This is a genomic window from Coraliomargarita algicola (genome assembly GCF_033878955.1).
Lineage (GTDB): Bacteria > Verrucomicrobiota > Verrucomicrobiia > Opitutales > Coraliomargaritaceae > Thalassobacterium > Thalassobacterium algicola.
Genome location: NZ_CP138858.1, coordinates 1,136,567 through 1,161,099, shown reverse-complemented (window position 1 = coordinate 1,161,099; position 24,533 = coordinate 1,136,567). Strand labels below are relative to the sequence as shown.

Below are 24,533 nucleotides of genomic sequence, written 5' to 3'. Positions count from 1 at the left end.
TGTAAATTCAATAGAGGAACGTTGAGCATCGAACGCCTCATCTTGAATAATCAGTTTGGCCGCCGCACGACCTCACTGATTGTTCAATGTTCAAAGTTGGACGTTCAATGTTCGATGTTCGAGCGAAGCGATTAGGCCTTTAGTTCCGGCAGGTCGATCCACTTACGTTGCTCAGAGCTTTCGATGCCGAGCTCAGCCAGTTGCACGCCCTTGGCACCTTCGAGTAGGTCCCAGCGGAAAGGCTCGTCCAGCACGACGTGGCGTAGGAAGAGTTCCCATTGGATCTTGAACGCGTTATCGTAGTTTTCTTGCTCCGGCACCTTCTGCCAGCCTTCCATGAAGTCGATTGGTTGAGGCACATCCGGATTCCAGATTGGGCGCGGTGTGTTACCGTAGTGCTGAGTCCATACATCGCGCAGGCCGACGATGGCTGAGCCCTTGGTGCCGTCGACTTGCATGGTGAGCAAATCGTCGCGGCGCACGCGCACGTTCCAAGAGGAGTTGAAGTGGCAAACAACGCCGTTTTCCAATTCGAAAGTGGAGTAGGCAGAGTCATCGGCGGTGCACTTGTAAGGTTTGCCTTCTTCGTCGATACGCTCAGGGATGTGGGTGGCTGCGAGGCAGGACACGCTTTTCACTTTGCCGAAGAGGTTATCGATCACGTAGCGCCAGTGGCAAAGCATGTCGACGATCATACCGCCGCCATCTTCCTTACGGTAGTTCCATGAAGGACGCTGAGCTGGGATGGTGTGGCCTTCAAATACCCAGTAGCCAAACTCACCGCGCACAGAAAGGATTTCGCCAAAGAAGTCGTTCTCCACCAAGCGTTGGAACTTTTGCATGCCTGGCAACCAGAGCTTGTCTTGCACCACGCCATTTTTCACACCGGCATCGCGGCAGATCTTATAGAGTTCGTACGCATCTTCGGTCTTAATCGCGGTGGGCTTTTCGCAATACACATGCTTACCCGCAGCGGCGGCCGCTTTGACGGCTGCGAAACGGCGCAGTGTGGTTTGCGCGTCGAAGTAGATCGGATACGCAGGGTCCGTCATGACGCTGTCGAGGTCTGTGGTGTATTTTTCAACACTGGTTTGCTCGATCAGAGCCTTCAGCTTTGTTTCGTTGCGGCCGACCAAAATAGGATCGGGCATGATGCACTCAGTGGGGCTGATCTTAACGCCGCCTTGTTTAATGATTGCGTCGATGGAGCGAAGCAAGTGCTGGTTAGTGCCCATGCGTCCTGTGACGCCGTTCATGATGATGCCGATTTTATGTGTTTTCATAGGTTTTTTTTAGTTTACCAGTTTACCAGTTTACCGGTTGTCGGTTTTCCAGTTGTCGGTTTACCGGTTGTTGTCGTGAGTTGGATAGTTAGTTTTGAGTTAAATGTGTTTTTCTAGGTAATTGATGAATCCACCAATCAGTTTCTCGGTCTCGACTGACTGTTGATAAAGTTCTTCGAATTTTATTTGAGTGATGTAATCCGCGTCTAGGAGGTTGTAGAGTTGTGATCTAAATTCGGTGCTTGAGCCCTTGGCGATTCTTAGGAATCGGATGAACTCTTTATTGCCTTCGCGTCCGAACCCTTCAGCGATGTTGGACTGCACGGAAACGGCAGATCGTCGAATTTGATCACGTAACCCAAAGTCTTTGGCTAGTTCGCCTGTCTTGCACAGTTGGTAGATCGCAGCAGCAACTTCGCGAGCCTTCTGCCAAGCTTGTATATCTTCGAATCGTTCAATTGTAGCCATTGATTTAGGCGATTGTTTCTTTGAACTGAAAACTAGTTAACTGGTAACGGGAAAACTGGCATTCTTGCCTTACACGTGTTGCTTGTAAGCCTCGATGATTTTAGCTAAATATGCGTCCTGATCGGTGGCCCAGTGGCGGGTGGAGAAGACTTCGACTTCGATCCAGTCGGCAAAGCCGGCGGCGCTTTCGACCAGTTGGCGGATGCCGCGGTTGTCGATACAACCCTCGCCCATGAGGCCGCGATCGTTGAGCATGTCAGCAGTGGGTGTCATCCAATCGCATACATGAAAGCCGATGATACGCTTGCCGGCGCGCTTGACTTCTTGTTCCAGCGTGGGGTCCCACCAAATGTGATACACATCGGCGGCGATGCCGACCCACTCATCACCGATTTGGTCGAGCATGTCGTTGCACTGGCCGATTGTATTCACCGCGCTGCGACAGTCGGCATACATGGGGTGGAGTGGTTCGATCGAAAGTTTGACGCCGACCTTGCTCGCGTGCTCGACTAGTGAGGCGATGCCTTCGGTGATGTGGCGACGGTTTTCGGGTAGGCTCAGCTCTGGTTTCGCGCCGCAAACGAGCACGACTTGTGGGGCGCCGACGGCGGCGGCCTCGTCGAGTGCTTTAATGTTGTCGTCGAATGCGGCCTGCTTCTCGCTTGCGTTTAAGTACGGATAGAATCCGCTACGTACCAGCGACACTGCTTTAAGGCCATGGTCGTCCAGCATTTTTTTGGATTCTGTCAGCGGGCGACCATCCAGCCATTGACGCCAGAGGCCCACGCCCGGCACGCCGGCAGCGGCATATTTAGCACAAGCCGTGGGTAGGTCCCAAGGCTTGGTGGTCATGGTATGAATGGCGAGACGTGATAAATCGTTCATATGGGATACAGAATATGAGGTGTTTTAGTTATTATTTAATAGGCTACGAAGCACTTGGGCATCTTCTAAGAATTGTTCGGTGGAGTCGTCTTTGGCGAATTCCAGAATGACGTAGCGATCCTCTTCGAGCTGTCGAATGGGCGCTAAGTAGGCTTGCCATTCTTTGGTGCCGTCGAGTAGGGCACGTCGATCTTGCCAACCCGCGGGGCCCCAGTGGAAGCAGTGAACGTGTGAGAGATGAGGGAGGGCCGCTTGAAGTTCCAGTAAGTCCTCGGCAAATTTGCCGCCCGCGCGTGGTTGCCAGTAGAGTTTTAGATCCGGCAAGTTGACCTCGTCTAAGAGCTGGTGTGCGGAGGCCTGTGTGTCCGTGAGTGTGCCTCCGTGGTATTCCAGCGCGATGGTTATATTCATCTCGCGTGCCGCGATCACGGCGCGACGCAAATGTTCGGCCACTTCTTCGCGGTCATCGGGGCTGGCATCGGCGGAAGCCTTAGGCCCTGCCCACACTCGGATGACTGGTGTGCCCAGTGCGTCGGCGGTATCTAAGACATCACTAAACGAACCAGATTCAGTATCGCAGCGATAGTAGGAGCCATAGGAGCATAGTTTGAGCCCCGCCGCTTCGGTTTTGGTTCTAACGGATTGAGCGAGTTCGATGTCGCCCGGTGGCACATGTACGTCGCCGCCCCATTCGATCCCGTCGATCTTGGCTTTGACGCAGAGGTCGATCAATGCATCGATGGATAGTTGGCGGAAGCTGATAGAGCAAAGTCCAGAATAGAGCATGATTAAAAACGGTGTGTCTTTTCCAAGTGTATGATGGTGACCTCGCTGTCTTCGAGGATCTCATAGCTGTGAGCTAGGGCTGCGTCGAACTTGAGCGCTTGTCCCGGGGAGAGTTCATGTGTCTCGCGTGGTAAGGTGATGCGTATGCGACCACTGCGTAGCCAGCAGATTTCAAATTCATCGCCATGCGCTTCAGGCTTGGAGAGATTGCCGCCGCGTTTCGCAGTGGCTTGAAAGCAGTCGATCCCCTTGAAGCTTACTTTTTCAAAATTGAAGGGGCCTGATGTGTATTGTTCGGCTGTTTTGCAGTGTGCGGAGCAAGATTCGGCGAGATTGAGTAAATCGGTGGCGGAGAGTCCAAATACTCGAGCGAGACGATAGAGCGTGTCTAACTCGATCATGTTTTGGTTTCTTTCCAGCTTGGAGAGTCCAGCGATTGAAACGCCTGATTTTTGGGAGACATCGTCTAATGTCATGCCCGCGCGTTTGCGTAAATCGCGTACCACTGAGAAATCTAAAGTGAGTTCGTTGGGGTTCATTTGTGATTTTTTATTGCTTTAGTGATAAAATATGTCAACTTTTTTATCTTATGAATTAAATATTGCGCTTTATGTATTGCGACTACTATTGCTTTATTTTGTTACTTTAAGTTATTTCTGATTATTATGGCACTTACATCGAATAAACCCCGTTCTCTTTTCTTGATTCCGGAGAGTAGCTTTAGGGCTATTTATAATGCAGATGCATTGGCTAAGGTTGCAGAGTTGACTGATAATGACGGTCAGATATATAGCGCTGAGGATATTGTATCTGATCCGGAGCGGTTTTCTGATGTTGAGATTATCTTTTCTGGTTGGGGCGCACCGATTTTGGACGAAGTATTCCTCAGTGCGCTCCCCAAATTGAAAGCGTTTTTTTATGGCGCGGGCAGTGTGCGCAGCTTTGTGACAGATGCTTTTTGGGAGCGTGATATCACCCTCACGAGTGCGTATAAAGCGAATGCGGTGCCTGTCGCTGATTATACGATGGCTTCCGTTATCTTTGCGTTGAAACGGGCATGGACGCGTTGCCAACGCCTAAAGGAGGGATTGGCGCCTGATTATACGCGTCAAGTACATGGTGTTTATCATGGGTCAAAGGTCGGTGTAATTTCGTTGGGGGCGATTGGGCAGTTGGTTTGCGAACGTCTAACTAACCTTGATCTAGATGTGTTTGCTTATGATCCCTACGCGGACGAGAGTTTGTTTGAATCTTTACAAGTGACGCGTGTTGATCGTTTGGAAGATTTGTTTCCGATGTGTGATGTTGTGAGTTTGCATGCGCCCTGGTTACCTCAAACCGAAAATTTGGTTACTGGAGCGATGTTAGGTTCGTTGCCAGATCGCGGCACATTTATCAATACCTCGCGTGGAGCCATCGTGGATGAGGCTGGCATGCTGGAGGTGTTGCAAGCACGTCCTGATATCTTTGCCGTATTGGACTTATTACAAGATGAGAAGACCTATCATACTAATCCGCTTACGGCGCTTCCGAATGTATTTATCACGCCACACGTTGCTGGCTCTCAAGGGCATGAATGTCATCGTATGGGGGCTTTGGCGGTGGAAGAGTGCCGTCGCTATTTGAATGGTGAAGCGCAGGTGACTCAACTCACTCGCGAAAGTGCAGAGCGTTTGGCCTAAGGGCTTCGCTGTGTCGTACGTTTCGTTTTAAAAAAGACAAAGGCGGTTGCCTTAAAAAATCTATAATGACTACTGATATTGAAACTCCTGCCTCTAATGGGATTGCCTCTATTCCACAAGAAATTTTAGACCGCTTGACACGGGTGGATATGCCAGCCGTGCGCGGTATTGATGCTTCGGATACATGCTTGGATATCGACGGGCTATCTATACCGGTGTATCGCTGTGAAGCTTTGGTGCTTGGTAGCGGTGCTGCGGGCATGCGAGCGACGGTAGAGCTGCACCGCCGCAGCGTGGATGTGCTGGTGGCCAGGACCGGGCTCTTTGCGGGCACCTCGGCTTGCTCGGGGTCTGATAAGCAAACTTTGTATACGGCCAGCACGGATTATAAGGGCGATAACTTTATTAAGTATGCACAAAGTCTCTGTGCAGGAGGGGCAATGGATTTTTCCACCGCTTATGTGGAGGCTGTGGGTTCGAATGATGCTGTGGGCGGTTTGCAGTTTATGGGCTTACCATTGCCGCACGATGATCAAGGTGCGATCTTGCGTTATCAAACCGATCATGATGAAGCAGGACGTGCCACTAGCTGTGGGCCGCGCACTTCGAAGCTGATGGTTAAGGTGCTCTTTGAAGAAGCTTTGACACTCGGTGTGCGCATTTTGCCTAGCACCAGCGGCATCCGCATTGTCAAAGAGAGCGTTGATGGTGAGGAACGCGTATGTGGTGTAGTGGCCTTACACCGTGAAGAATCACGTAATGCCTACGGACTGATTTTTATTCAATGTGAGGATTTGATTATCGCAACAGGGGGACCCGGAGAGCTGTATCGTGATAGTGTATATCCGCATCATTGTCATGGCGGCTTGGGCCTCGCTTTGGAGGCGGGGATTGAGTTGTGTAATGTCACGGAAAGTCAGTTCGGTATTGGAACTCCACGTACGACTTTTCCATGGAATTTATCGGGCACTTATGTGCAAGTGATGCCCCGGGTATACTCGGTTGATGCGGATGGAAATGAAATCAACTTTTTGAAGCGTTATTATCGGAGCACGCGTGAGATGGTTTCGAATACTTTCCGCAAGGGCTATCAATGGCCTTTCCACTCCACTCGGATGCTGGATTATGGTTCTAGCTTGTTCGACTTGGCTGTATTCTTGGAATGTCAGGCTGGACGTAAGGTGTACCTTGATTTTCTACGAAACCCGGAGCCAGTAAATGAGGGGGAGTGCTTCAGTTTAGACGATCTCGATCCAGACGTGCGGGCTTATCTCGAAAATAACGAAGCGCTTTATGATCTGCCGATCGATCGTCTTCGTCGTATGAATCCGCTTGCGATTGAGCTCTATCGAATGCACGGAACTGATCTGTGTCAGGAGCCTTTGGAATTCGCGATGAATAACCAGCACATGAATGGAGGCATCTTGATCAATGACTGGGGACAAACCAGCTTGCAAGGCTGCTATGCCATCGGTGAAGCCGCTGGCAGCCATGGTGTGACACGCCCCGGCGGGGCGGCGCTCAACTCCGGCCAGGTCTTTGGTAAGCGTGTGGCTGTGGCGATCAAACGTTCACGTTTACATAAGGGAGCGTTTGCTCCGGATCAGGATTGTATCACGCAGCAGATTCAACAGACACTCCAGGATGCGAGCGCCTTTGTGACGAATGATGGTGGCCGTACGCCTAAAGACGTGAAGACAGAGGTCCAAGCCCGGATGAGTGATTCGGCGGGTATTATCTGCACGCAGGAAGAGGTAGCAGCCGCGCTGTCCGAGGCACAGCAGCTACGGAGGGACGCGGAGGCCAATGGCCTTAAAGTCAGTTCAGCGAGTTTGGTGGGGCAAGCTTTTCGCTGGCGTCATATGGTCTGGGTTTCCGAAGCGGTGTTGACTGCGCTGGATTACTATATCCAAAATGGCGGTGGTAGCCGTGGTGCGCGTGCGATCTGCGCCAGCGACGGAACACGCTGCCCTGATGCCAGTCACGAAGATTTGACTCGCTTCCGCTTCGTGGAGGAACAGGCCAAAGATCGTGAGGAGAAGTTGATTGTCAGCCGTGAGGGCGATGGTATTTCGGTGCACGCTCTGCCTGTCGATCTCAAGCCTGAAGTGAAGCGTGAGTTCTTCGAGAAAGGTTGGGGCCCATACTTGATCAAGGAAGGTTAACGCGTTTTTTTGAGTAGAAAAGCGTAGCCTCGGAAGTCGGCTCCCTTGGGGAGCGTCAAGGTGTGGCCGTTCAATTGCGGTGCTGGGGTGGTACTGTCGATTAGACTGCGGCTGAGATGACGACAGTCGCTATTTGGCAGTTCAATGACTAGCTCTTCACTCGCTAGGCCTGCGAAGGTATGAATTAGTAGCAGAGCTTCGCTGCCGTCGTCGCTTTCACGCCAGAGGCCTTGCCAGGCAGTGGGATGATTCCAGTTGTGGGCACCAGGCCCGAAGAAACGACTATGCCCGTTCTTGATAATGGAAGCGGCTTGCTGGTAGAAGCTAACCGCATCTTTAACGATGGCCATTTGCTGGTCACTTAGATCGTGAACCGGTCCGGATAGGCACATGCGGCCATAGAGTGTTGAAGTGAGTGAATAGTAAAAGCGCTCTTCGCTATCGTCGGGATAGAGCACCGCCCAGATCTGTGATTGACGTGGCGGCATCAGGTAATGCAACTGGCGGGCGATAATGGGAATGTTCCAAGACTCGTGCGCGTCGGAGAACGAGCTCATTGAGGTGAGCCCGATCATTGAAGGTTCGAGTCGGTGTCCGCCGGAGGAGCAGTTTTCGATGACAAGGTCTGTAACCGATTCGCGGATACGTTTGAAGGTGGAGTGGATGCCGTTGACTTGTTGGCGCAGCCCTTCGCCCAGAGAATCCGGGTGGTCACAACCGAGGCCGATGGTATCGTTATAGTCAACCTTTAGGTAGCCGAGCTGATTGTCATTGAGGAAATGGATCAGCTTTTCGCCTAGATAGTCCTGCACCCAAGGATCGTTTAAATTCCAGAAGCGACGACTGCCGACTTGCAGTGGCTTACCATTGCGGTGAAGGTGATGCTCTGATTGCTTCCATGCTTCGGAGCCAGGATTACAGACTTCAAATTCAAACCAGATGCCTGGAATGTAGCCTAGCTCACGTAGCTCTTTACAAACCGCACCGATTCCTTGCGGGAATTTCTCTGTGTCGACCTGCCAGTCGCCATTTGATTGCATGGTGGCTTCGGGGGGGCGCTTTGCCCAACCGTCGTCGATGACAAGGTAGCGGATGCCAGTGCCCAGCAGACGTTTGGCCAGTGCCATCGTCTTTTCGTGACTAGGAGAGCCCCAGTTGGTGCACCATTCATTAAACATGACAGGCAAGGATTCTTCGGACTCCGGTAAGTTTTGAAGTTGCGACTCTTGCAGTTTGACGAGTTTTCCAGTCAGATCGCTCAGTTCACCCTGCACACAGGCGAGGTGAGCCACGGGGGTGGTTAATGTTTCGCCCGGAGCCAGCGCTTTTTTCCAATGGCCGAATTCGTAATCTGCGAGGCCACCGGAGATGGAGACATTGTCGCCACGCCGAGTCACTTCCATTTGCCAGGAGCCGGCATGTGCCAACTGAGCTCCCCAGAATACACCTGTTGCGCTGTCTTCAATCGCGATGAAGGGGAAAAACTTACGCACGGGCATGGTGCCGACTTGCCCGAAGCGTTCGGAGACAATGTTAAAGCCGCCCCAACTGCGTTCGAGGTGCAAGTCTTCCAGGGACTCACTATACAGGCGTCCTTCGTTGCTCCACCATGATCGGAAACGGTGAACCTTTAAGCGTCCGGGGGCATCATCGTGCGAGAAAGGTGTGATGCCTGAGAGTACGAAACTAGTTATAAACTCCAAGGAGACCGCTTGATCGCCATTGTTAGTGATCGTAGTCCAAGTGCGCAGGGTGCCGTCGACGGCGGTGGCCTCCAAGTGTTGCTCTATCTGCAATTGATGGCGCTCGTCTTGGAAAATAGTGATCATCTTAGACTCCTCACCTGCGGGTGCTTCAGCTAGCTTGAGGTGATTGATACTGCTGCTGTTTTGCATCGTCATGCCCGCGATGAAGCCGCCGGATCCAGTGTCGTCCTCTAGTTTCAATTGAACCATGCTATCGGGCACAGATGTGGTCGGAGTCACTTTCTTACATTCTGGTCGAGCTGTAATTGCCGTGCGTTGTGTGATACGTTTGTTGGCGAGAGCCGTGGGGCAGAGGTGCAATTCGGTTTTGCCGGATTGAGTGGTCACACGGTCGACTTGCAGACCGTTCAGAATTTGAGAGCTAATCATTTGAAGCAGCGAGATTGAGATTATAAGCGTCCGTATGCTGGCACGCATTGGGCAGATGACCAGTGCTGATGATTAATTTGCTATTTGTCAAATGTTAGGCTGTAGCCTTGATCTCTATTTACATCTGCTAAGGGCTGTTGCCAACGATTCTATGTTCAGTTATGACTATTCACGCTGCAAATAGCGTTGTAGTTTGTCCGAGGCGGGCCACTCCAGTTGTATGTGTTGTTTGCGTAGGCTGGTGCGAAGTGCACCGGTATCCACATCCGCAACATCCAGCTGTTGATCTTTTGCGAGTGCGGCTGCGGTTCCAGCTGCTTGGCCCAGTTGCATCATTGTTCGAGAGAGTCGACAGCTGGAGGCTGCGATTGCAGAGAAGCTCGCGCCGCGACAGGCCACTAGTAAGTTGTCAAACTCCCTTGGCAGTAGGCAGCGATAGGGCACGCCATAGGGGAAGCTTAGTTCTTTGTGGACATGGACTTCGCCGTGTACGTCTTTGGAGTGATCTGCGATGCAGATGATGTTGTCGTGGGGCTGCTTTTTTAGTGTGTCATCGAGGTCTTGTTGTGTGAGCACGTAACGGCCTACGAGGCGTTGTTCTTCGCGAACACCGAGGGCTGGGGCGAGCCAACTCAACCGAAATGACTGCATCTCTGGTAGAACTGTTTGTATGTGATGCCAGTGCGCGTGGACGCGACGAGCGCATTCTTTATGAGCGGTGTCATATCGTAGACTGGAAAATTCACGTGCCTCCATGGTCGGTAGCATATTTACGTTCCAGCCGCCTCGCGGATATTGGTTGAACACGGCGCTCGGAAATTTTGGTGCCCACCAACATTCTGAGGGGATGCCCTCTGGCAAAGGCTCGATCGATGGCTGGCCGGAGTGGGGATCGACCCGGTAAAGCTGAGTGACTGCGTTCAGGCTGTCGTCAGCCTGTTTAGGCGCCGCGGACTCTCCATAGGTTTGACTACTTTCACGGCCTAGGCTGGTTCGGCATCCAGCCAGTCGAGCTAGAATAATGCTGGCAGTCGCATCTATGAATGTGTCGGCGGTCAGAGTGGTTCCATCGTCCAGACTGACACTTTTGATGCGGTGTCCGTTTTGAGTGATCGACGTCACGGCGCTGCCACTAAACAGTGTTATATTTTGAGTTTCATTGAGTAGTTCACTCACCACCTTTACGTAGTCGTTCGGCTCAAAGGGGACGCCATGCCAGATATCCAGTTTATCTTCGCCGTCTAAGAGAAAACGACGCAGAGAATCGGTATAGCGCAAAGAGGGATCGAGTATGCATTCACCTCCAGGGAAGCTAGGGTCTCGCCAAAGGTGGCGACCATGACGATAAATGCCTACGGCTTTGGGGATTTGTTTAAGTCGGCGATAGATTTCGAAAGGCAGGCCCGTGCCGCCGACGCCGGGCTCCCAGCAATTGACCCCACCGCGGGCGGCGTTGCCTCCTAAGGTCTTGGCTGCTTCGATTAATGCGACTCGTAGTCCTAAGCGGCCAGCAGTAATGGCGGCGCCCAGCCCACCACTGCCCGCGCCTGCGATGATAAGGTCAAATTTCACAATTCGTGGAGATCGGTGAGAGTTCGTCGCAGGAGCGTGAGGAGCCCTCAGAGCGGGGAGATCTCCTGCACATTTGGTACGACTGTCATTTCAATGATTTCAAGGTTGGGTGGGGTGGTCACAATGTTGGCGACGATTTCTCCCAATTCCTCTGGCTTGGTACACGCAGCTCGGATTTCGGGGCTCAGTGATGGATGCCCTGCAATATTGGAATTTTGGCTAAACTCAGTGTCTCCCCAAGAGGGCGTGAGGCAGGTGACACGCACGCCCGCTTCGCGCAGTTCCAGATAGAGTCCTTTGCTGAGGCGTTCGATACCAGCCTTGGCCGCTGAATAGACGGACCATCCAGGCCAAGAATATTTAGCACAGATGCTGGAAATGTTGATGATCGTGCCGCGCTTGCTTTGACGCATGATGGGGGCAACCCGTCGGCAACCGAAGAACACCGAGTTTAAATTCAGCATTAAAGTCTGCGTGATCTCCTCATCAGTCTGTTCTTCGATGGGCGCAATTTTACCGCCTGCACCGGCGTTGTTGATGAGCACATCGATGTGCCCGGTCGCTTTCATTACGGTTTCGATCACACGGTCCCAATCGCTGCCACTGGTGGCGTCTGCGACGATGGCAGTGGCACCAATTTGCGAAGCTACGGCTTCGAGTTTTTCGGCATTGCGTGCGGTGATAAAAACATTGTGACCGCGTTGAATGAGAACTTTTGCGATGCCGACACCGTAGCCGCTAGAGGCTCCAGTGACGATGGCTGTGGGTAATTGGATATCCATTATAATCGTTTGTATGGTTTTCTGTTTGAGGCAGTGAGCTCGGTTTTTCGATGCCGAGTGAGTTTGAAATTGTTACTTGTTATATGAGATTGAACAAGCGAGCTGTTGGGATACAAGTAGCCCAATATGAGTATTAAAAAATGTCTGACCCTCCGGCAGATAGCCTGCGAGTCGGGGGTGCATTTTACGACTGTATCAAAGATCTTACGTGGCCAATCCCGGGCTTCGAAAGAAACACGTGAGCGGGTGTTGCAAGTGGCTGCTGCAGGTGGTTACCGGCCGAATCCTTTGGTATCTGCATGGATGGCTCAGCGACGGGCTGTGCGACCTGCGAAGACGCATGTAAACGTGGCTATTATTTTCGGAGGGCAGAGCGAGCGAGCCAGCAATCGATTTGATCGCGAGTTGGGGAAAGTGTTGGCTACAAGAGCTGGCCATCACGGGTTCTCGGCCAATGAACTCTATGTGGACGATTACGCTTCGTTGGCGGCACTGGGCGGCGTCATACGGGCACGAGGAATTCAAGGAATCGTGTGGGCTGGCGTCACGCATCCAGAGCCTCTTCCGGAAGTGTTTGATGCATGTGCGATGGTTAGTTTTGGAGGGGAAATGAATGGCCTGTCCACGGTTCGCACAGAAGCTTTTGGTGGAATGATGATGGCTATGGATGCGATTCAGGAGAGGGGCTGTGAACGTCCGCTGCTTGTATTGCGAGAGCGCCCGACTCGGCGAAACTTAATTCGTTATGAGGCGGCATTCAGATTGAAATATCAGTCACTGGGGCTGCCCGAGGAGGCTCCTGTGTGTTTCTTAGCAGCGAATGAAAGTCCCAACTGGACGCAGATCTTGAAGAAATTTCGGGGGATTGATGGAGTGATTGGCAACTGTGATGGCGATCATCTCAATGTCCCGTTTGTGAGTTTGGATGCGCGGCCCGGTCGGAGCGCGGGCTTGGATCAACGTCGATCTCATATGGGTGAAATTGCGGTCGACTTAGTGGCGACAGCAGTCATCTCGCCCAGCCTGATGATTGCTCGCCATACTTATGAGCAAATCGTTAAGCCCCTCTGGGTGGATGCAGTCTAGTGGTGCCAGTCTACTTTGATAGGCACGAGCATGATACCTGTTTTTTGCGCAGAGCAGTTGAGATACTAGCGGTAGAGCCAGAAGCGCTTGGCTTCATCTTGGAAGTCCTGAGCTTGCTTTTCCCATTGGTTGACGAAGGCGTTGACGCGGGCTTGGGCGCCACGTTGTTTGATTTCGTCCCACCAAGCGGTGCTACCGACGTGTTTATTAAAGAGTGCGGGGTTCTTGGAGGCGGCAAAGGGATTACTGACCGACCATGCGGCCGCGAGTTGCATCATGTGGAAACTGAGCTCGGTGGGCCGGACACGACTCCAATTGACGACACTGACATAGACGCCGGTGAGGGGCGCGCCGGCAGCACTTTGGGTGTCGACGATGCGGTAGCTCAGGCCTGGTATGTGTTTGGCTTCCAGTGCAGCTTTCAGCTCGGCAGGTGATTTGCCTGAGAAGCGCAGGAGCCTAAAAGGATAGGGCGTCCCTATGCCATGGCTAAAGCCGCCTTCTTGTGCTCCCAGACCAGTCATCGCGTAGCCCAGCACTGCGGAGAGGTCGGGGATGTAGGGCGAGGTGGGCACCCAGCGGAGGCCGGTTTGGGTCCACAGCATATCACGAGTCCAGCCTTGCATCGGCACAATGCTGAGCTTGCCTTTTTCGCGTGTGGCATTGGGTGTTTCCATCCAACCTGGGGAGTGTTTGGCGATGCGTGCGAGTTCGGCAATGGTGAGGCCGTGCACGTAGGGCACATGAAATGCGCCAACGTAGCTGCGCCATTCACGGTCGAGTGGGGGGCCGTCGACTTTGAGGCCACCGAGAGGGTTGGGGCGATCGAGGATAATGACTTCGACGCCGTTTTCAAAGCAGGCTTCCATGGCGTAGCGCATGCAGCTGACGTAGGTGTAGGAGCGCACGCCGACGTCCTGTAAGTCGATGACCAGGGCATCCAGCCCCGCCAGCATTTTGGCGGTGGGTTTGCGGTATTGGCCGTAGAGCGAGTAAACGGGGAGCCCCGTGCGCGGGTCGATCTTGTCGTCGACTGGAACGTTGGCTTTTTCGTCGCCATAGATGCCGTGTTCGGGGCCGAAAAGTGCGACCAGTCGGGCATTGGGAGCGCGGCGCAGGACATCGATACTGCTCTCGCCGCGGCGGTTGAGTCCTGCCGGGTGGGTGAGTAGTCCCACGCGTTTACCGGCGATGGCTCGGAAACCACTTTGTTCGAGTACATCGATGCCCAGGTAAATTGGCGCGGCCTGGGCGAGCCCTGTCCAGAGTAGTAAGGGGAGTAATAAGAGGCAGAGCTTTTTAATCATTGGTAGAATCTTTAGCAGGCGTCTGAGAATCTGACTTCAATTTACGGTCGTTAATTTTTGCGCGCAGTAATGCGTAGCTGGCGGCAGTGCGATTGGCGATGATCCGGTAAATGACGCTGCCGATCAAGCCGAAGAAGGTGCCAATGATGATAGCACCGAGGTTTGTAACGCCGAATACGGTGGCGATGTTATCGAATTTATTGCCCCATGCGCCGTGGATGAAGTTATCCAGTAAGAGCCGCACCTCTTCGTGATTGAGTGGGGCCACTTTTACCCCGATCAGGCTGAGGAATATGCGACCTGTCTGGTAGGCCGCATACCAGATTGGGAGTACGGTAATCGGGTTGGAGACTATTTGTAATCCAGCGAGGATTGGCAGATTGGCACGTAGTAAAAGCGCAAGCAGGAATGCCAGTGGCACTTGTATGCCATACAGTGGCATGAGAGTCAGAATGCTGCCGGCGTAGATCGCGGGCACGGCATTCTCGACTCGAAAGCTCCATATATAAATACGTTTACGAGCTGACTCAGAGAAGAATTTTAGAATGGGATAACGGTGTATGTTGGTACGCCGGGGGAGGGGACGCAGCCATTTTTTGACTCTTCGGATGCGTCGCCATCGTGTTTTGTTGAGCTCTGACTCCTCAGCGGTCATATACATTTCGGCTCTGCAATACTTCGGATACTTTTTGCATTAACAGCTGTGGTGCGGCCTTGAGTGCTTGGGCCAGCGGGATGTGGTCCGGAGTGATACTGTATACGGCAGTGCCGGGAAAGCGTTCGCGTACTGTTTGTGCCGCTGTGTCTTCGGCGCAACCGGCAAACAAGATGGCATCAGTGTCGCTGGAGTAGGCAGCGGCGAGTAGGGCGTAGGGCCCCTTGCCTGCCAGCGAGCTGGTGTCGAATTTACCTTCGCCAGTGAGCACCAGGTCTGCGTTTTTGATCTTACTCGCGAGATCCAGCCAAGCGGTGACGAGTTCAAAGCCTGGCACATAGCTGGCTTCAAAGGCGACATTGAGTCCGAAGCCCAGCCCGCCCGCAGCACCGCTGCCAGGTACCTTGAGCCGCGATTCTGCTTGTTTAAAAAAATGGCATAATTGCTTGGCGACACGTGCAGAGGCATCGTCAAAGGCATCAATTTCATCGGGCGCGAGACCTTTCTGTGGGCCGTAAACCGCGGCGGCACCTTGTGCGCCGAGCAGTGGGTTTTCCACGTCGCAGGCAATGTAGATGGGGGGCACATCGAGCTCGATGCTGCCTGTAATGGTATCGATGGCGTCCCATTGTGCGGGGGTGATTTGCCCGCTGGGACAGAAGTTCAGCCCCAGCGCTTCGAGTGCACCCAGCCCGAGGTCGCTGGTGGCACTTCCGCCTATGCCCAGTAAAATAGCGTTGGCCTCTTCGGCTACGGCGATACGTATGAGCTCGCCCACGCCGCGTGTGGTGCAGTGCCCCGGGTGACGCTGCGCTGCGGGCACTTGTTCCAGTCCGGCGACCGAAGCCATTTCAATAATGGCTAGCTTGCCACTTTGAATGCCGAGAAACTGGCGAGCGCTCTCTGGAATGTTTTCCACCTCGACCCAGCCTAGCGGAGCTTCCACTTCTTCGCCCAGCGGTCCGCAGACCTTGTGAAATTCCATATAGCCTCCGACTGATTGGCTCAGTATTGGGCAGAAGCCTTCACCGCCATCAGTGAGCGGTGCCGCTGTGAAGCTGTGTGTATCCCCCAGGGCTGTAAGTGCTCCGCTCAGGGCGGCTTCACAAGCTCGATCGGCGGGCATGGAATCTTTGAACTTATCGAAGGCGGCTAGAATATGCATATATAATGTCGAATATGAACGTCGAAGGCTGAAGGTCCAACATTGATCGTGTATTAATTTGAAATTTTAAGCCTCAACAGTGCAGCCTGCGTGCCAATGATAGCTGGCATGAAGCATGCTAATGAATTTACACAATAAAAAATTATGTGTTCAACTACTTCGACTACCACCGAGCTTGGGGCTTCTCCCAAGCGGGATCATATTGATATTAACAACCTCCCCGAGTGGCTGCGTGCCTACTCGGTAGATGCTTCTGTCATCGGCGAGAATGAACCGGATAAGCATCCCGTCTACGGCACCACGGTGTTTCTGGCTAAGACTCAAGTGCCGACACGTTTCGGCGACTTTTGCGCCTGTATTTTTCAAGATATTATTCATAAAGGCTATATCATAGCGCTGACTTATGGTGATATCATCAACGCCGAAGTGCTTTATACACGCATGCACTCCAGTTGTGTGACCAGTGAGACTCTGGGGGGCTGTGACTGTGACTGTGTGCAACAGCTGGAAGGTGCGATGGAGAAGATCGCAAGCTATGGGCATGGAGTGCTCTTTTATTTACTACAGGAGGGACGTGGCGTTGGCTATTCTGCAAAAGCGCGCGACCGGATGCTGGTGCAAGCCAGTGGGGATACTCTGTCTACCTTTGATGCCTACAAGACGCTCGGATTGAAAAAGGACTATCGTCAATATCTGAACATTTCAGATATCGTACACATTCTTAATATCGATGCCAAGTGGGTGGTGCTAACAAATAACCCAGACAAGGTTGCAGCCATGCAAAGAAATGGTCTAACGGTTGAACGGACAGAAGCTATTGAATATGAACCGGGGCCCTTTAACTTGTTTTATTTGAAATCGAAACAGGAGTCGGGACATGAGCTTTCCCGCCCGAATGAGCTTCCTCTCGCTGACATACAATTACCGGAGCCAGTCATTCCGTTTAAGCCGGTGCGCTTGAAGCAAGCGGAACGCTTTATTTATATGGCTAGTTACTTTCTGCCGATTCGCCCTTTGGATGATGAGGTGGTGATTTCTTATGATGCCGTGAGGGAGATGTTGGGCGATTCCGATCTGGAGCCGCATACGATGGGACGCAGCCCGATGATTCGTGAGTTTGAATCGATTCGGGGGAACCGATTGATCTTGAAAATTGATTCCAAAGCCATCGAAGCAATGGGGAAAGACCCCAAGGTGAATCCTTTTGCGCGCTTATTATATGAACCCTATTGGTTTCGAGTGCATGTTTATTACGACGTGGTGAGTGGTGATGATTTTGTGGTGCTCACTTACGGGAATCCGAAGTCCTATGACCGGCCGATCGTACGAATTCAAAGTGAGTCTATTCTAAATCGTTTTCCGGTGAAGGTGGATGATAATAAGGCAAAGTACAACCGTGCGATTCAACACATCGTGCGCTATGGGAGTGGCGCGGTGGTACTGGTATACCAAGACGGACGTGGGGCGGGCTTCGGTGCGTTTTCACTCGACCGAATGTTTTTAGAGCAAAACACGAGTTACGATACACGTGAGTCGTATCGTAAATTAGGAGTTCCCTTTGATCAGCGTGATTACGAGTGTGTCTTTCAGATTTTGAAGAGTCATTTGCCCAGTCTTAACATCCAGATGGTGATGAACTCTCCCAATAGCTTGATTCAAAAGAACGAATATGCACAAGCCTTGCATCGTAGCGGATTAAATGTTGTGGATTGGATCTTTTTGGAATCGGAGATTTAGAATAACATGGTGCCACCTAGTGGATTAGACATTCTCGCAGCGCGTATCGAGCAGGTGCCGCAGTATTTGCAGCTTACTTGGGATGCCTCATTGCCTGGTCATTGTCTCTTGGGGGGGATTGAGCAGGTCGCCGTTACCGGGATTGGCAGTTCGGAGGCTGCTGCGAAGTATCTCGTGTCGCTGTTGAATCGCACTGGAGTGGTGCAGGCGGAGTTTTTACCCACCGCAGCTTTCTATGCTGAACTGCCTGCTGGCTGTGCGGCCAAGCAGCTTGTCGTTTTCACTCAGGGGCTCTCGCCAAATGCGCAGATTGCTATTGCAGGTCGCGAACATTTTGCAGGTTTGACACTTGTCACTTCATCCACAGTGGAGGGGCAGAGGCAGGCGGGGAAGGTCGATCGCGCGGCTCTCTTAGAGCGCTTGGAGAGGGAAGGTGCCATGATCCTGACGCATCCGATGGAGGATGAATTTGAGATTTTGCCGCGGGTGATTGGTCCGATTTGTGCGTTGCTTGCGGCTTGGCAGATCCAACAGTCGCTTTCGCACCATGGCCCGGTGGTTCCGATGCAGTCGCTGCTGCGCCAAGTGTGGGCGGCAGAGTTGCCAGATGTGGCAAGCCTGGAGCGCTGCGCGGCGGAATTGCTGGCTGGGACCGACTTTTATTTTACTAACAGCAGCTCGCTCTATGCGCAGAATCTACCCGCCAAAGTGCTGGAGACTGTTTTTTGTGCGGCCCCACGTATTCGGGATGTTTTTGATTATGCGCATGGTCCCTTTCAGGCGGATCGAGTGCGACCACTCAATCGCTGGATTTTTACCAGTGAAACTCCGGCTGAGGTCGATTTGCTGACTCGTTTACAGCCTTTGCTCGAGCGAATCAACCCGCCGACGATTATTCGCTCTCCGCTCGCAGAGCCATTCGCTATATTTTACTATGAGCGTTTTCTCAATGCAGTTGTGTTGAGAGCCGCCAACTTGGCTGGACATGATCTAGTTAATTGGCCCGGTAAGTCTGAAGATGGCGAGGGATATGCGCTGGCCCATGCCTATGGCTCGGGCACGGCTGAGCTTTGATCCTGGAAGGCGTATTCATTGACTCCCTTGGCAGGCGGCTCGCCCTCTGAGAACTTCTTAACTCATTTTTTTAGGAGGCTTGCCAAAAAACAATGGCTGGTAGGTGTCCCTACCAGCCATTCTGTCTATAAGTTAGAGCTTCTGAAGTTTGCTTATGTCAGCTTTTTTCTGAATAAGGCGCTAGCGCTGCTCTTGACCGCTTTCGATGTCGATAATCTTGAAATTCTCGACATGGTAGATTGGGTCGGCACGGAAGGACAGGCGTGCGCCGTAGGATTGTTCGATCTCCAACAGCAGGTCTTCGTCTTCCTGGCGTAGGCGCTCAAGGTTGGTCGGGTGTAGCAACACGCGCAGGGCGATTTCCTTATCGTGGCCGTCGCGGGCGCGGATGTGGCGAATCACGCTGATTAGGCGGCGTTGCACTTCAACACTCATGGTGCGGGAGCTCTTGACCGAGCCGCGTCCGTGGCAATACGGGCAGTCGGTGTAGATGCCGCTGGAGTGACTTTCCGAGTGGCGCTGACGCGTCATTTGCATGATGCCGAGTGTGGAGATCGGCAGAATGTGGTTCTTCGCCTTGTCGTTGGCCATTTCGCGGCGCATGCGTGCGAGCACCGCGTTGCGATCCTTTTTCGCCTTCATGTCGATGAAGTCGAGGATGATGAGGCCGCCGATGTTACGCAGACGTACTTGGCGACAGATCTCGGTCGCCGCTTCCAAATTGACCTGCAGGATGAAGTCTTTGCCGTCCTTGTTCTTATTCTTGTGTGAGCCGGTGTTCACGTCGATCGAGATCAGCGCTTCGGTCTCTTCGATCACGATTTCGCCACCGCCTGGTAGCGGGACGCAACGCATGTAAGTTTGCTCGATTTGGCGCTCGATGTTGAAGCGCTCAAAGACGGGAATGTCGTCCTTGAAGATATGAATCTTCGACTTGGAGCGTGGGGAAATCTTCATGACTTCTTCCATCACTGTGTCGTAGTCTTCTTTTTTATCGACCATCACGCGGTCGATTTCTTCGGTGAGGAAGTCACGCACGGTGCGGCCGACGATGTCGGGCTCGACGTAGAGGCAGGCTGGCTTCTTGGTGGACTCCATACGCTGGTTGATCACCTCCCAGCGCTTGAGCAAAATGTGGAGGTCGCGGATGAAGTAGCGGGCCTTTTTACCTTCGCCAGCGGTGCGCACGATGATGCCCATGCCTTCGGGCAAGGTGAGGTCGCGCAAGATGCCCTTCAGGCGGGAGCGCTCCTTTTTGTCTTCAATCTTACGGGAGATTCCCAGGGTGCCGGTGTAAGGCATGAGCACGAGGAAACGGCCGGGCAGCGCGATATTGGTGGTGGTGCGTGGTCCTTTAGTGCCGATTTGGCCTTTGGTGATCTGTAGCACGATCTCGCTGCCGATCGGGTAGAGGCGTGGGATGTCTTTGACGGTGATCTTTTCCGCTTCGCGCTTGCGTTGCTTTTCAGATTTATTGTCGCGGACGACTTCGATGGTATTGTCCTTGGCGGCTGGCAGGATGTCCCAGTAGTGCAGGAAGGCATTTTTCTCTTCGCCGATATCGACGAAAGCCGCCTTGAGCCCCGGCTCAAGGTTTTGAATGCGTCCCTTGAAAATGGCGCCGACTTCGCGCGCTTCACCAGTACGTTCGACTTCGAACTTCTCGAGCACGCCGTCCTGAAGTAGGGCGACACGTTTTTCGAGTGGCTCGGAGTTGATGATGAGCTCGGTGTAGGACTTTTTTTCCGCCTTGATCGCTTTGACGATGCGAGTGATCAGCGGTTGGGTCTTTTCACGTTTGGCTGCGTCGTCTTTGAGCGCACGGGTATCGATGCGTTCAGCTTTTTTTTCCTTGGGAGCAGAAATGAGCTCTTTGGTGTATTGATCGTCGCTATTGGCGTTGCCCTTAGCATCGTGATTAGAAGTGTTTTGAGTGGTTGATTCGTCGTTCATTGGTCTTGGTTTCCCGTGGGTGAGGTGGGGATCCCAAGTTTTGACTGTTCTGACTCTCAAATCTGTGTGTGCGTGGGTGGATCAGCATCATGAAAAATCCTTTCGATACCGATATACACTTTGCACAAGACCTTGTAGAATAAAACAGCTCAAAACAAAGGAGCCTCCGTAACTTAAAAACGGAAGCGGGAGTCCGGTAATCGGGGTGATGCCGATAGTCATGCCAATGTTGATGAAGAAGTGGACGAGGAATAGAATACTGACACCGATGGCCAGTTGCATTCCAAATCGATCTCTTGCGAGTCCGGCAATACGTATGCCGTTGGCGACCATCAGGCAAAATAGCCCGACGACGAACGCGCTTCCAAGAAAGCCTGTTTCCTCCGCGATTACGGAGAAAATAAAGTCGTTGTGTGCCACCGCTTGAGGGAGATAGCCGAGCTGCGCTTGGGTACCTTTAAGGTAGCCTTTGCCCGACAATCCACCGGTTGCGGCAGAAATTTTTGCTTGATTGGCATTCCAGCTTGCGCCGGTGCCACTCGGGTCCACCACGTCGGGAGCGACGAAGGTGAGGATCCGATTTCTTTGATAATTGCGAATAGGGAGTAGCGATTGATAGTCGCCAATCACCTCTGTACCGTCAGAATTTTTCGCTTCGCGCTGAGCTTCCAGATGCTGACTGTAACCGTAAAGATCGACTCCCAACACTGCCAGTGCGATCGCGAATGCTGCGAACGCACTAAGGAAAAATTTCTCGGATAACCGGGAAACATATAGCAGAGCGAAAATCATAGGTGGAAAGACAAGCGAGGAACCTAGATCGGGTTGCAGGAAAATCAACAACATTGGAAGCAAAAAGACACCGGCCATTTTGGTTAGTACCAGCAGCGAATCTTTGACTGTGCCGATCTCGGATCGGGCCAAAATACTGGCTGCCATAATCAGGGTGCCGATCTTGGCTCCTTCGGTCGGTTGTACACGAGTGACCCCGAGATCGATCCAGCGCCGCGCCCCCATGTCTTCAAAGCTGATGGGGCTAAATTTGGTGGTCAGCAAGAGGCCGAAGATGCCTGCAATGTAGATAAAATGGGCGTATTGCAGGATCAATTTATAGTTAATCGCGGAGATCGCGGTATAGGTGCCCAGCCCTATAATGATCCAGAATAGCTGCCGTTTCCAGTGGCCCCCATCGTAGGAAATCTGCGCGGAATAGATGAAAAGCAGCCCGATTGCACAGAGTAGCAGTATGCAGAGAGGATTGATCAGGTCGAAGCGCAACCGTTCCCCCGGATTCATCAGGTTCTGATACTTTTTACTAAATATACGGCGATAGACGGACATTTTTTGCGGCGCAAAAAAAAAGAATAGTGGATTAGGAGTTCAGAATTGGGAGACTATAAGACTGTTCTGGCAGTCTGGGCTAGTGGCTGCTAGCCAATTCTCACTGCTTTTAGTTCACATCTCCCAGGTAGTTGCTGTTCGGCTTGAAGCCACCGTCTTTGAAAAATGGTTTGATGGCTTCCGGCAGAAAACGCCGCTGGGGCAAGTCTGCGAGCGGGATCCATTCTACGCCGATCTGCTTTTTATCATGTTCGGTGCCCGGCCCGATGCCGGCGGGGTTGGGCAGTGAACAGCTAAAGACGTGTTCAACTTGGTGAAAGGCGTGGTGTGATTTGCGAAATTCGTGATTTTTGCCGATATACTCACGTATGTAGAGTAATTCGCCGACTTCGACTTCGGTCCCAATCTCCTCCAGACACTCGCGCTCGAGTCCTTGGCGTAGGGTCTCTCCATGGCGCTGTCCTCCGCCCGGTAGGATGTAAAATACACCCGTCCGGTCGCGCATTTTGATGGCGAGGACTTTTTGATCCAAAATGATGAGGGCTCGTGCCGCTGTTCGAATATGGCGCATAGTAAACTTTTACAGCCAAAAGCAGATTCTCACAGGAGCAAGACTCAACACGGTTTCTGTGAAATTTGTGTAGCGATAGCTGGTGCTACTTGCGATTTCTGCGGAATGTGCCACTACTGCGGGACTATGGTTGAGATTATTGACAGCATGGGCAGTGATGCTTTCAAAGCACAGTTTGGAGATTCTCCGCAGTTGCTTTCCTTTTTGGAGGCTAATTTCTCAGGAACAGAGAATGCTGCAGCGAGGCGACAGTTACTGGAATCTAGCGATGACAGCGCCTTTTCCTTGCGACAATGGGTCGAATCCTTGCGCACCGTGCGCGCATGGTTAGATACGCGCGGGCTGGAGATGCCGATTGAAGATGAGCTGGGCTATGTGTGCTGCGCGGGAGAGGCTGCTGGTGCTGGCTCGAATTTGACGCACTTACCGGCATTGGTGGCGGAGATGTTAGAGAGCTACGGCTGTGAACGCGCAGAGCCGCGGACGAAAGTTTAAAGGGGCAGGGGGAAGTTTTGCAGCCGTGCGGTTTCGCGCTTGCCTGAGCGTATGAAGCGCATTTGCTCTCTCGCATGGTGCAGAAAATACAGCCACGCTTTCTAGATTACACGAGCGCTCATGCAGTCGCCCAAAACTTCGGCACGCCCGTATATGTCTACGATCAAAAGACATTGGAGGCCAATGCAGCCGCTGTGCTTGCTTTTCCCAATGCCTTCGGTTTGACGGCTCGTTACGCGATGAAGGCTTCGCCGAATGCGGCGATCTTGAAGATTTTTGCCCAAGCGGGGCTGCATATTGATGCGTCGTCGGGGCATGAGGTACTCCGTGCGATGGCGGCGGGCATTGCCGCAGAGAAAATCAGTCTGAGTGCGCAAGAGTTGCCAGAGGATTTGGGCGAGCTCTTAGACGCAGGAATAAAGCTGAACGCGTGCTCGCTCGCTCAATTGGAACGTTTCGGTCAACTCAAGCCCGGTGGTGAAGTCGGTATTCGCATCAACCCCGGCGCTGGCTCGGGCGGTAATAATCGCACCAATGTGGGGGGGCCGTCTTCTAGCTTTGGTATTTGGTACGAGTGGATTCCTCAGATCAAAGAGCTATTGGCTAAATATTCGCTCACCGCGGTGCGCATCCACACCCATATTGGCTCGGGCAGCGATCCCGAGGTTTGGCTCAAGGTGTCGAAGATGAATTTTGAGATGGTGCGTCAATTTCCCGATGTGGTGACGCTCAATCTCGGAGGTGGCTTCAAAGTGGGGCGCATGCCGGATGAGAAGTCGACGGACTTGCAAGTGGTGGGGCAGCCGATCAAGGAAAAGTTTGAGGAGTTCGCCGCCGAGACCGGGCGTCAGATTCGCCTCGAAGTCGAGCCTGGCACCTTCTTGGTCGGGAATGCCTGTGCCTTACTGTCCAAGGTGCAAGATGTCGTCTCTACCGGCGAGCAGGGCTATGATTTTATCAAGCTCAACACTGGCATGACGGAATTGCTGCGTCCGTCTATTTACGGAGCGCAACACCCGATCAGTCTCTTGCAGAGTGAAGAAGCCGCCAGCTCTAAAGAATACGTGGTGGTGGGGCACTGCTGTGAATCCGGAGATATTTTGACACCTGCGCCGGGCGACCCGGAGCTTCTGGCCACCCGCAATTTACCCGTGGCTCAGATCGGTGACTACTGTGTGATCGATGGCTCGGGAGCCTATGCCTCGGCAATGACACCCAAGCACTACAATTCGTATCCCGAAGCTGCGGAAGTGATGCTCGATCAGGAGGGCACGGCAAAGTTAATCCGTCGCCGGCAGAAGTTAGAAGATATTTGGGCCAACGAAGTGTAGAACGTCGAACGTCCAACTTTGAACGTCCAATGTTGAATAAAGCGAGGTTAAGGAGTTGGA

Annotated in this window: 21 protein-coding genes; 7 read left to right on the top strand and 14 right to left on the bottom strand. The window is 52.7% G+C overall.

The window, feature by feature from the left end; translation table 11 throughout:
- Positions 1–131: 131 nt before the first annotated feature.
- From SH580_RS04460 to SH580_RS04440, 5 genes are all read right to left on the bottom strand, one after another.
- On the bottom strand, positions 132–1,283 hold the full coding sequence (locus tag SH580_RS04460) for a Gfo/Idh/MocA family protein (RefSeq protein ID WP_308949811.1): 1,152 nt from the start codon (positions 1,281–1,283) through the stop codon (positions 132–134).
- 99 nt (positions 1,284–1,382) lie between these two features.
- On the bottom strand, positions 1,383–1,751 hold the full coding sequence (locus SH580_RS04455; RefSeq protein ID WP_308949812.1) for a four helix bundle protein: 369 nt from the start codon (positions 1,749–1,751) through the stop codon (positions 1,383–1,385).
- Between the two features lie 69 nt (positions 1,752–1,820).
- Positions 1,821–2,636: a sugar phosphate isomerase/epimerase family protein gene (locus SH580_RS04450; protein WP_308949814.1), complete on the bottom strand. Its 816-nt coding sequence runs from the start codon at positions 2,634–2,636 to the stop codon at positions 1,821–1,823.
- Positions 2,637–2,660: 24 nt separating this feature from the next.
- Complete coding sequence (locus tag SH580_RS04445; protein WP_319833813.1) at positions 2,661–3,422, bottom strand: sugar phosphate isomerase/epimerase family protein; 762 nt, start codon at positions 3,420–3,422, stop codon at positions 2,661–2,663.
- Positions 3,423–3,424: 2 nt separating this feature from the next.
- Positions 3,425–3,961 (bottom strand): helix-turn-helix domain-containing protein, encoded by a 537-nt coding sequence (locus SH580_RS04440; protein ID WP_319833812.1) that lies wholly within the window; start codon positions 3,959–3,961, stop codon positions 3,425–3,427.
- Between the two features lie 126 nt (positions 3,962–4,087).
- On the opposite strand from SH580_RS04440, the gene SH580_RS04435 reads away from it, so the two are divergent.
- Positions 4,088–5,104, top strand: a complete 1,017-nt coding sequence (locus tag SH580_RS04435; RefSeq protein ID WP_319833811.1) for a hydroxyacid dehydrogenase — start codon at positions 4,088–4,090, stop codon at positions 5,102–5,104.
- Positions 5,105–5,169: 65 nt separating this feature from the next.
- Positions 5,170–7,269: an FAD-binding protein gene (locus SH580_RS04430; protein ID WP_319833810.1), complete on the top strand. Its 2,100-nt coding sequence runs from the start codon at positions 5,170–5,172 to the stop codon at positions 7,267–7,269.
- Here SH580_RS04430 and SH580_RS04425 read toward each other — a convergent pair.
- The 3 genes from SH580_RS04425 to SH580_RS04415 all read right to left on the bottom strand — a co-directional run bounded on the left by SH580_RS04425 (position 7,266) and on the right by SH580_RS04415 (position 11,758).
- On the bottom strand, positions 7,266–9,404 hold the full coding sequence (locus SH580_RS04425) for a glycoside hydrolase family 36 protein (RefSeq protein WP_319833809.1): 2,139 nt from the start codon (positions 9,402–9,404) through the stop codon (positions 7,266–7,268). The genes SH580_RS04430 and SH580_RS04425 overlap by 4 nt on opposite strands.
- Positions 9,405–9,569: 165 nt before the next feature.
- On the bottom strand, positions 9,570–10,976 hold the full coding sequence (locus SH580_RS04420; RefSeq protein WP_319833808.1) for an FAD-dependent oxidoreductase: 1,407 nt from the start codon (positions 10,974–10,976) through the stop codon (positions 9,570–9,572).
- Between the two features lie 47 nt (positions 10,977–11,023).
- Positions 11,024–11,758 (bottom strand): SDR family oxidoreductase, encoded by a 735-nt coding sequence (locus SH580_RS04415; protein ID WP_319833807.1) that lies wholly within the window; start codon positions 11,756–11,758, stop codon positions 11,024–11,026.
- Between the two features lie 126 nt (positions 11,759–11,884).
- Between SH580_RS04415 and SH580_RS04410 the strand changes: the two genes are divergently transcribed.
- A complete protein-coding gene (locus tag SH580_RS04410; protein ID WP_319833806.1) occupies positions 11,885–12,844 on the top strand; it encodes a LacI family DNA-binding transcriptional regulator in 960 nt (319 codons plus the stop codon).
- Between the two features lie 65 nt (positions 12,845–12,909).
- Here SH580_RS04410 and SH580_RS04405 read toward each other — a convergent pair whose 3' ends face one another.
- From SH580_RS04405 to SH580_RS04395, 3 genes are read right to left on the bottom strand one after another with little or no spacing between them, the layout of a single operon-like run.
- Positions 12,910–14,151 carry a DUF1343 domain-containing protein gene (locus SH580_RS04405; RefSeq protein WP_319833805.1) on the bottom strand — a complete coding sequence of 414 codons (1,242 nt, stop codon included), beginning with the start codon at positions 14,149–14,151 and terminating at the stop codon, positions 12,910–12,912.
- Positions 14,144–14,812 carry a DUF2062 domain-containing protein gene (locus SH580_RS04400; RefSeq protein WP_319833804.1) on the bottom strand — a complete coding sequence of 223 codons (669 nt, stop codon included), beginning with the start codon at positions 14,810–14,812 and terminating at the stop codon, positions 14,144–14,146. Before SH580_RS04400 ends, SH580_RS04405 begins: the two co-directional genes overlap by 8 nt.
- Positions 14,796–15,971, bottom strand: coding sequence for a glycerate kinase family protein (locus SH580_RS04395; RefSeq protein WP_319833803.1), 1,176 nt, complete (start codon positions 15,969–15,971; stop codon positions 14,796–14,798). Before SH580_RS04395 ends, SH580_RS04400 begins: the two co-directional genes overlap by 17 nt.
- 144 nt (positions 15,972–16,115) lie before the next feature.
- Between SH580_RS04395 and SH580_RS04390 the strand changes: the two genes are divergently transcribed.
- The gene (locus SH580_RS04390; protein ID WP_319833802.1) at positions 16,116–17,708 is read left to right on the top strand and encodes a hypothetical protein; all 1,593 of its coding nucleotides are present in this window, start codon (positions 16,116–16,118) and stop codon (positions 17,706–17,708) included.
- A 6-nt stretch (positions 17,709–17,714) separates the two neighbouring features.
- The gene (locus SH580_RS04385; RefSeq protein WP_319833801.1) at positions 17,715–18,782 is read left to right on the top strand and encodes a hypothetical protein; all 1,068 of its coding nucleotides are present in this window, start codon (positions 17,715–17,717) and stop codon (positions 18,780–18,782) included.
- A gap of 180 nt (positions 18,783–18,962) precedes the next feature.
- On the opposite strand, the gene SH580_RS04380 is transcribed toward SH580_RS04385, so the two are convergent.
- The 3 genes from SH580_RS04380 to SH580_RS04370 form a co-directional block, all read right to left on the bottom strand.
- Positions 18,963–20,735 carry an Rne/Rng family ribonuclease gene (locus SH580_RS04380; protein ID WP_319833800.1) on the bottom strand — a complete coding sequence of 591 codons (1,773 nt, stop codon included), beginning with the start codon at positions 20,733–20,735 and terminating at the stop codon, positions 18,963–18,965.
- A gap of 87 nt (positions 20,736–20,822) precedes the next feature.
- Positions 20,823–22,076 carry an FtsW/RodA/SpoVE family cell cycle protein gene (locus SH580_RS04375; protein WP_319833799.1) on the bottom strand — a complete coding sequence of 418 codons (1,254 nt, stop codon included), beginning with the start codon at positions 22,074–22,076 and terminating at the stop codon, positions 20,823–20,825.
- Between the two features lie 109 nt (positions 22,077–22,185).
- Positions 22,186–22,647, bottom strand: a complete 462-nt coding sequence (locus SH580_RS04370; RefSeq protein ID WP_319833798.1) for an NUDIX domain-containing protein — start codon at positions 22,645–22,647, stop codon at positions 22,186–22,188.
- Positions 22,648–22,773: 126 nt separating this feature from the next.
- Here SH580_RS04370 and SH580_RS04365 point away from each other — a divergent pair, with 126 nt between their 5' ends.
- Together SH580_RS04365 and SH580_RS04360 are read left to right on the top strand one after the other, a co-directional pair.
- The gene (locus SH580_RS04365; RefSeq protein WP_319833797.1) at positions 22,774–23,142 is read left to right on the top strand and encodes a hypothetical protein; all 369 of its coding nucleotides are present in this window, start codon (positions 22,774–22,776) and stop codon (positions 23,140–23,142) included.
- 77 nt (positions 23,143–23,219) lie between these two features.
- Entirely contained in the window at positions 23,220–24,473 is a 1,254-nt protein-coding gene (locus tag SH580_RS04360; protein ID WP_345786246.1) for a diaminopimelate decarboxylase, read from the top strand.
- The last annotated feature ends 60 nt before the right edge of the window (positions 24,474–24,533 follow it).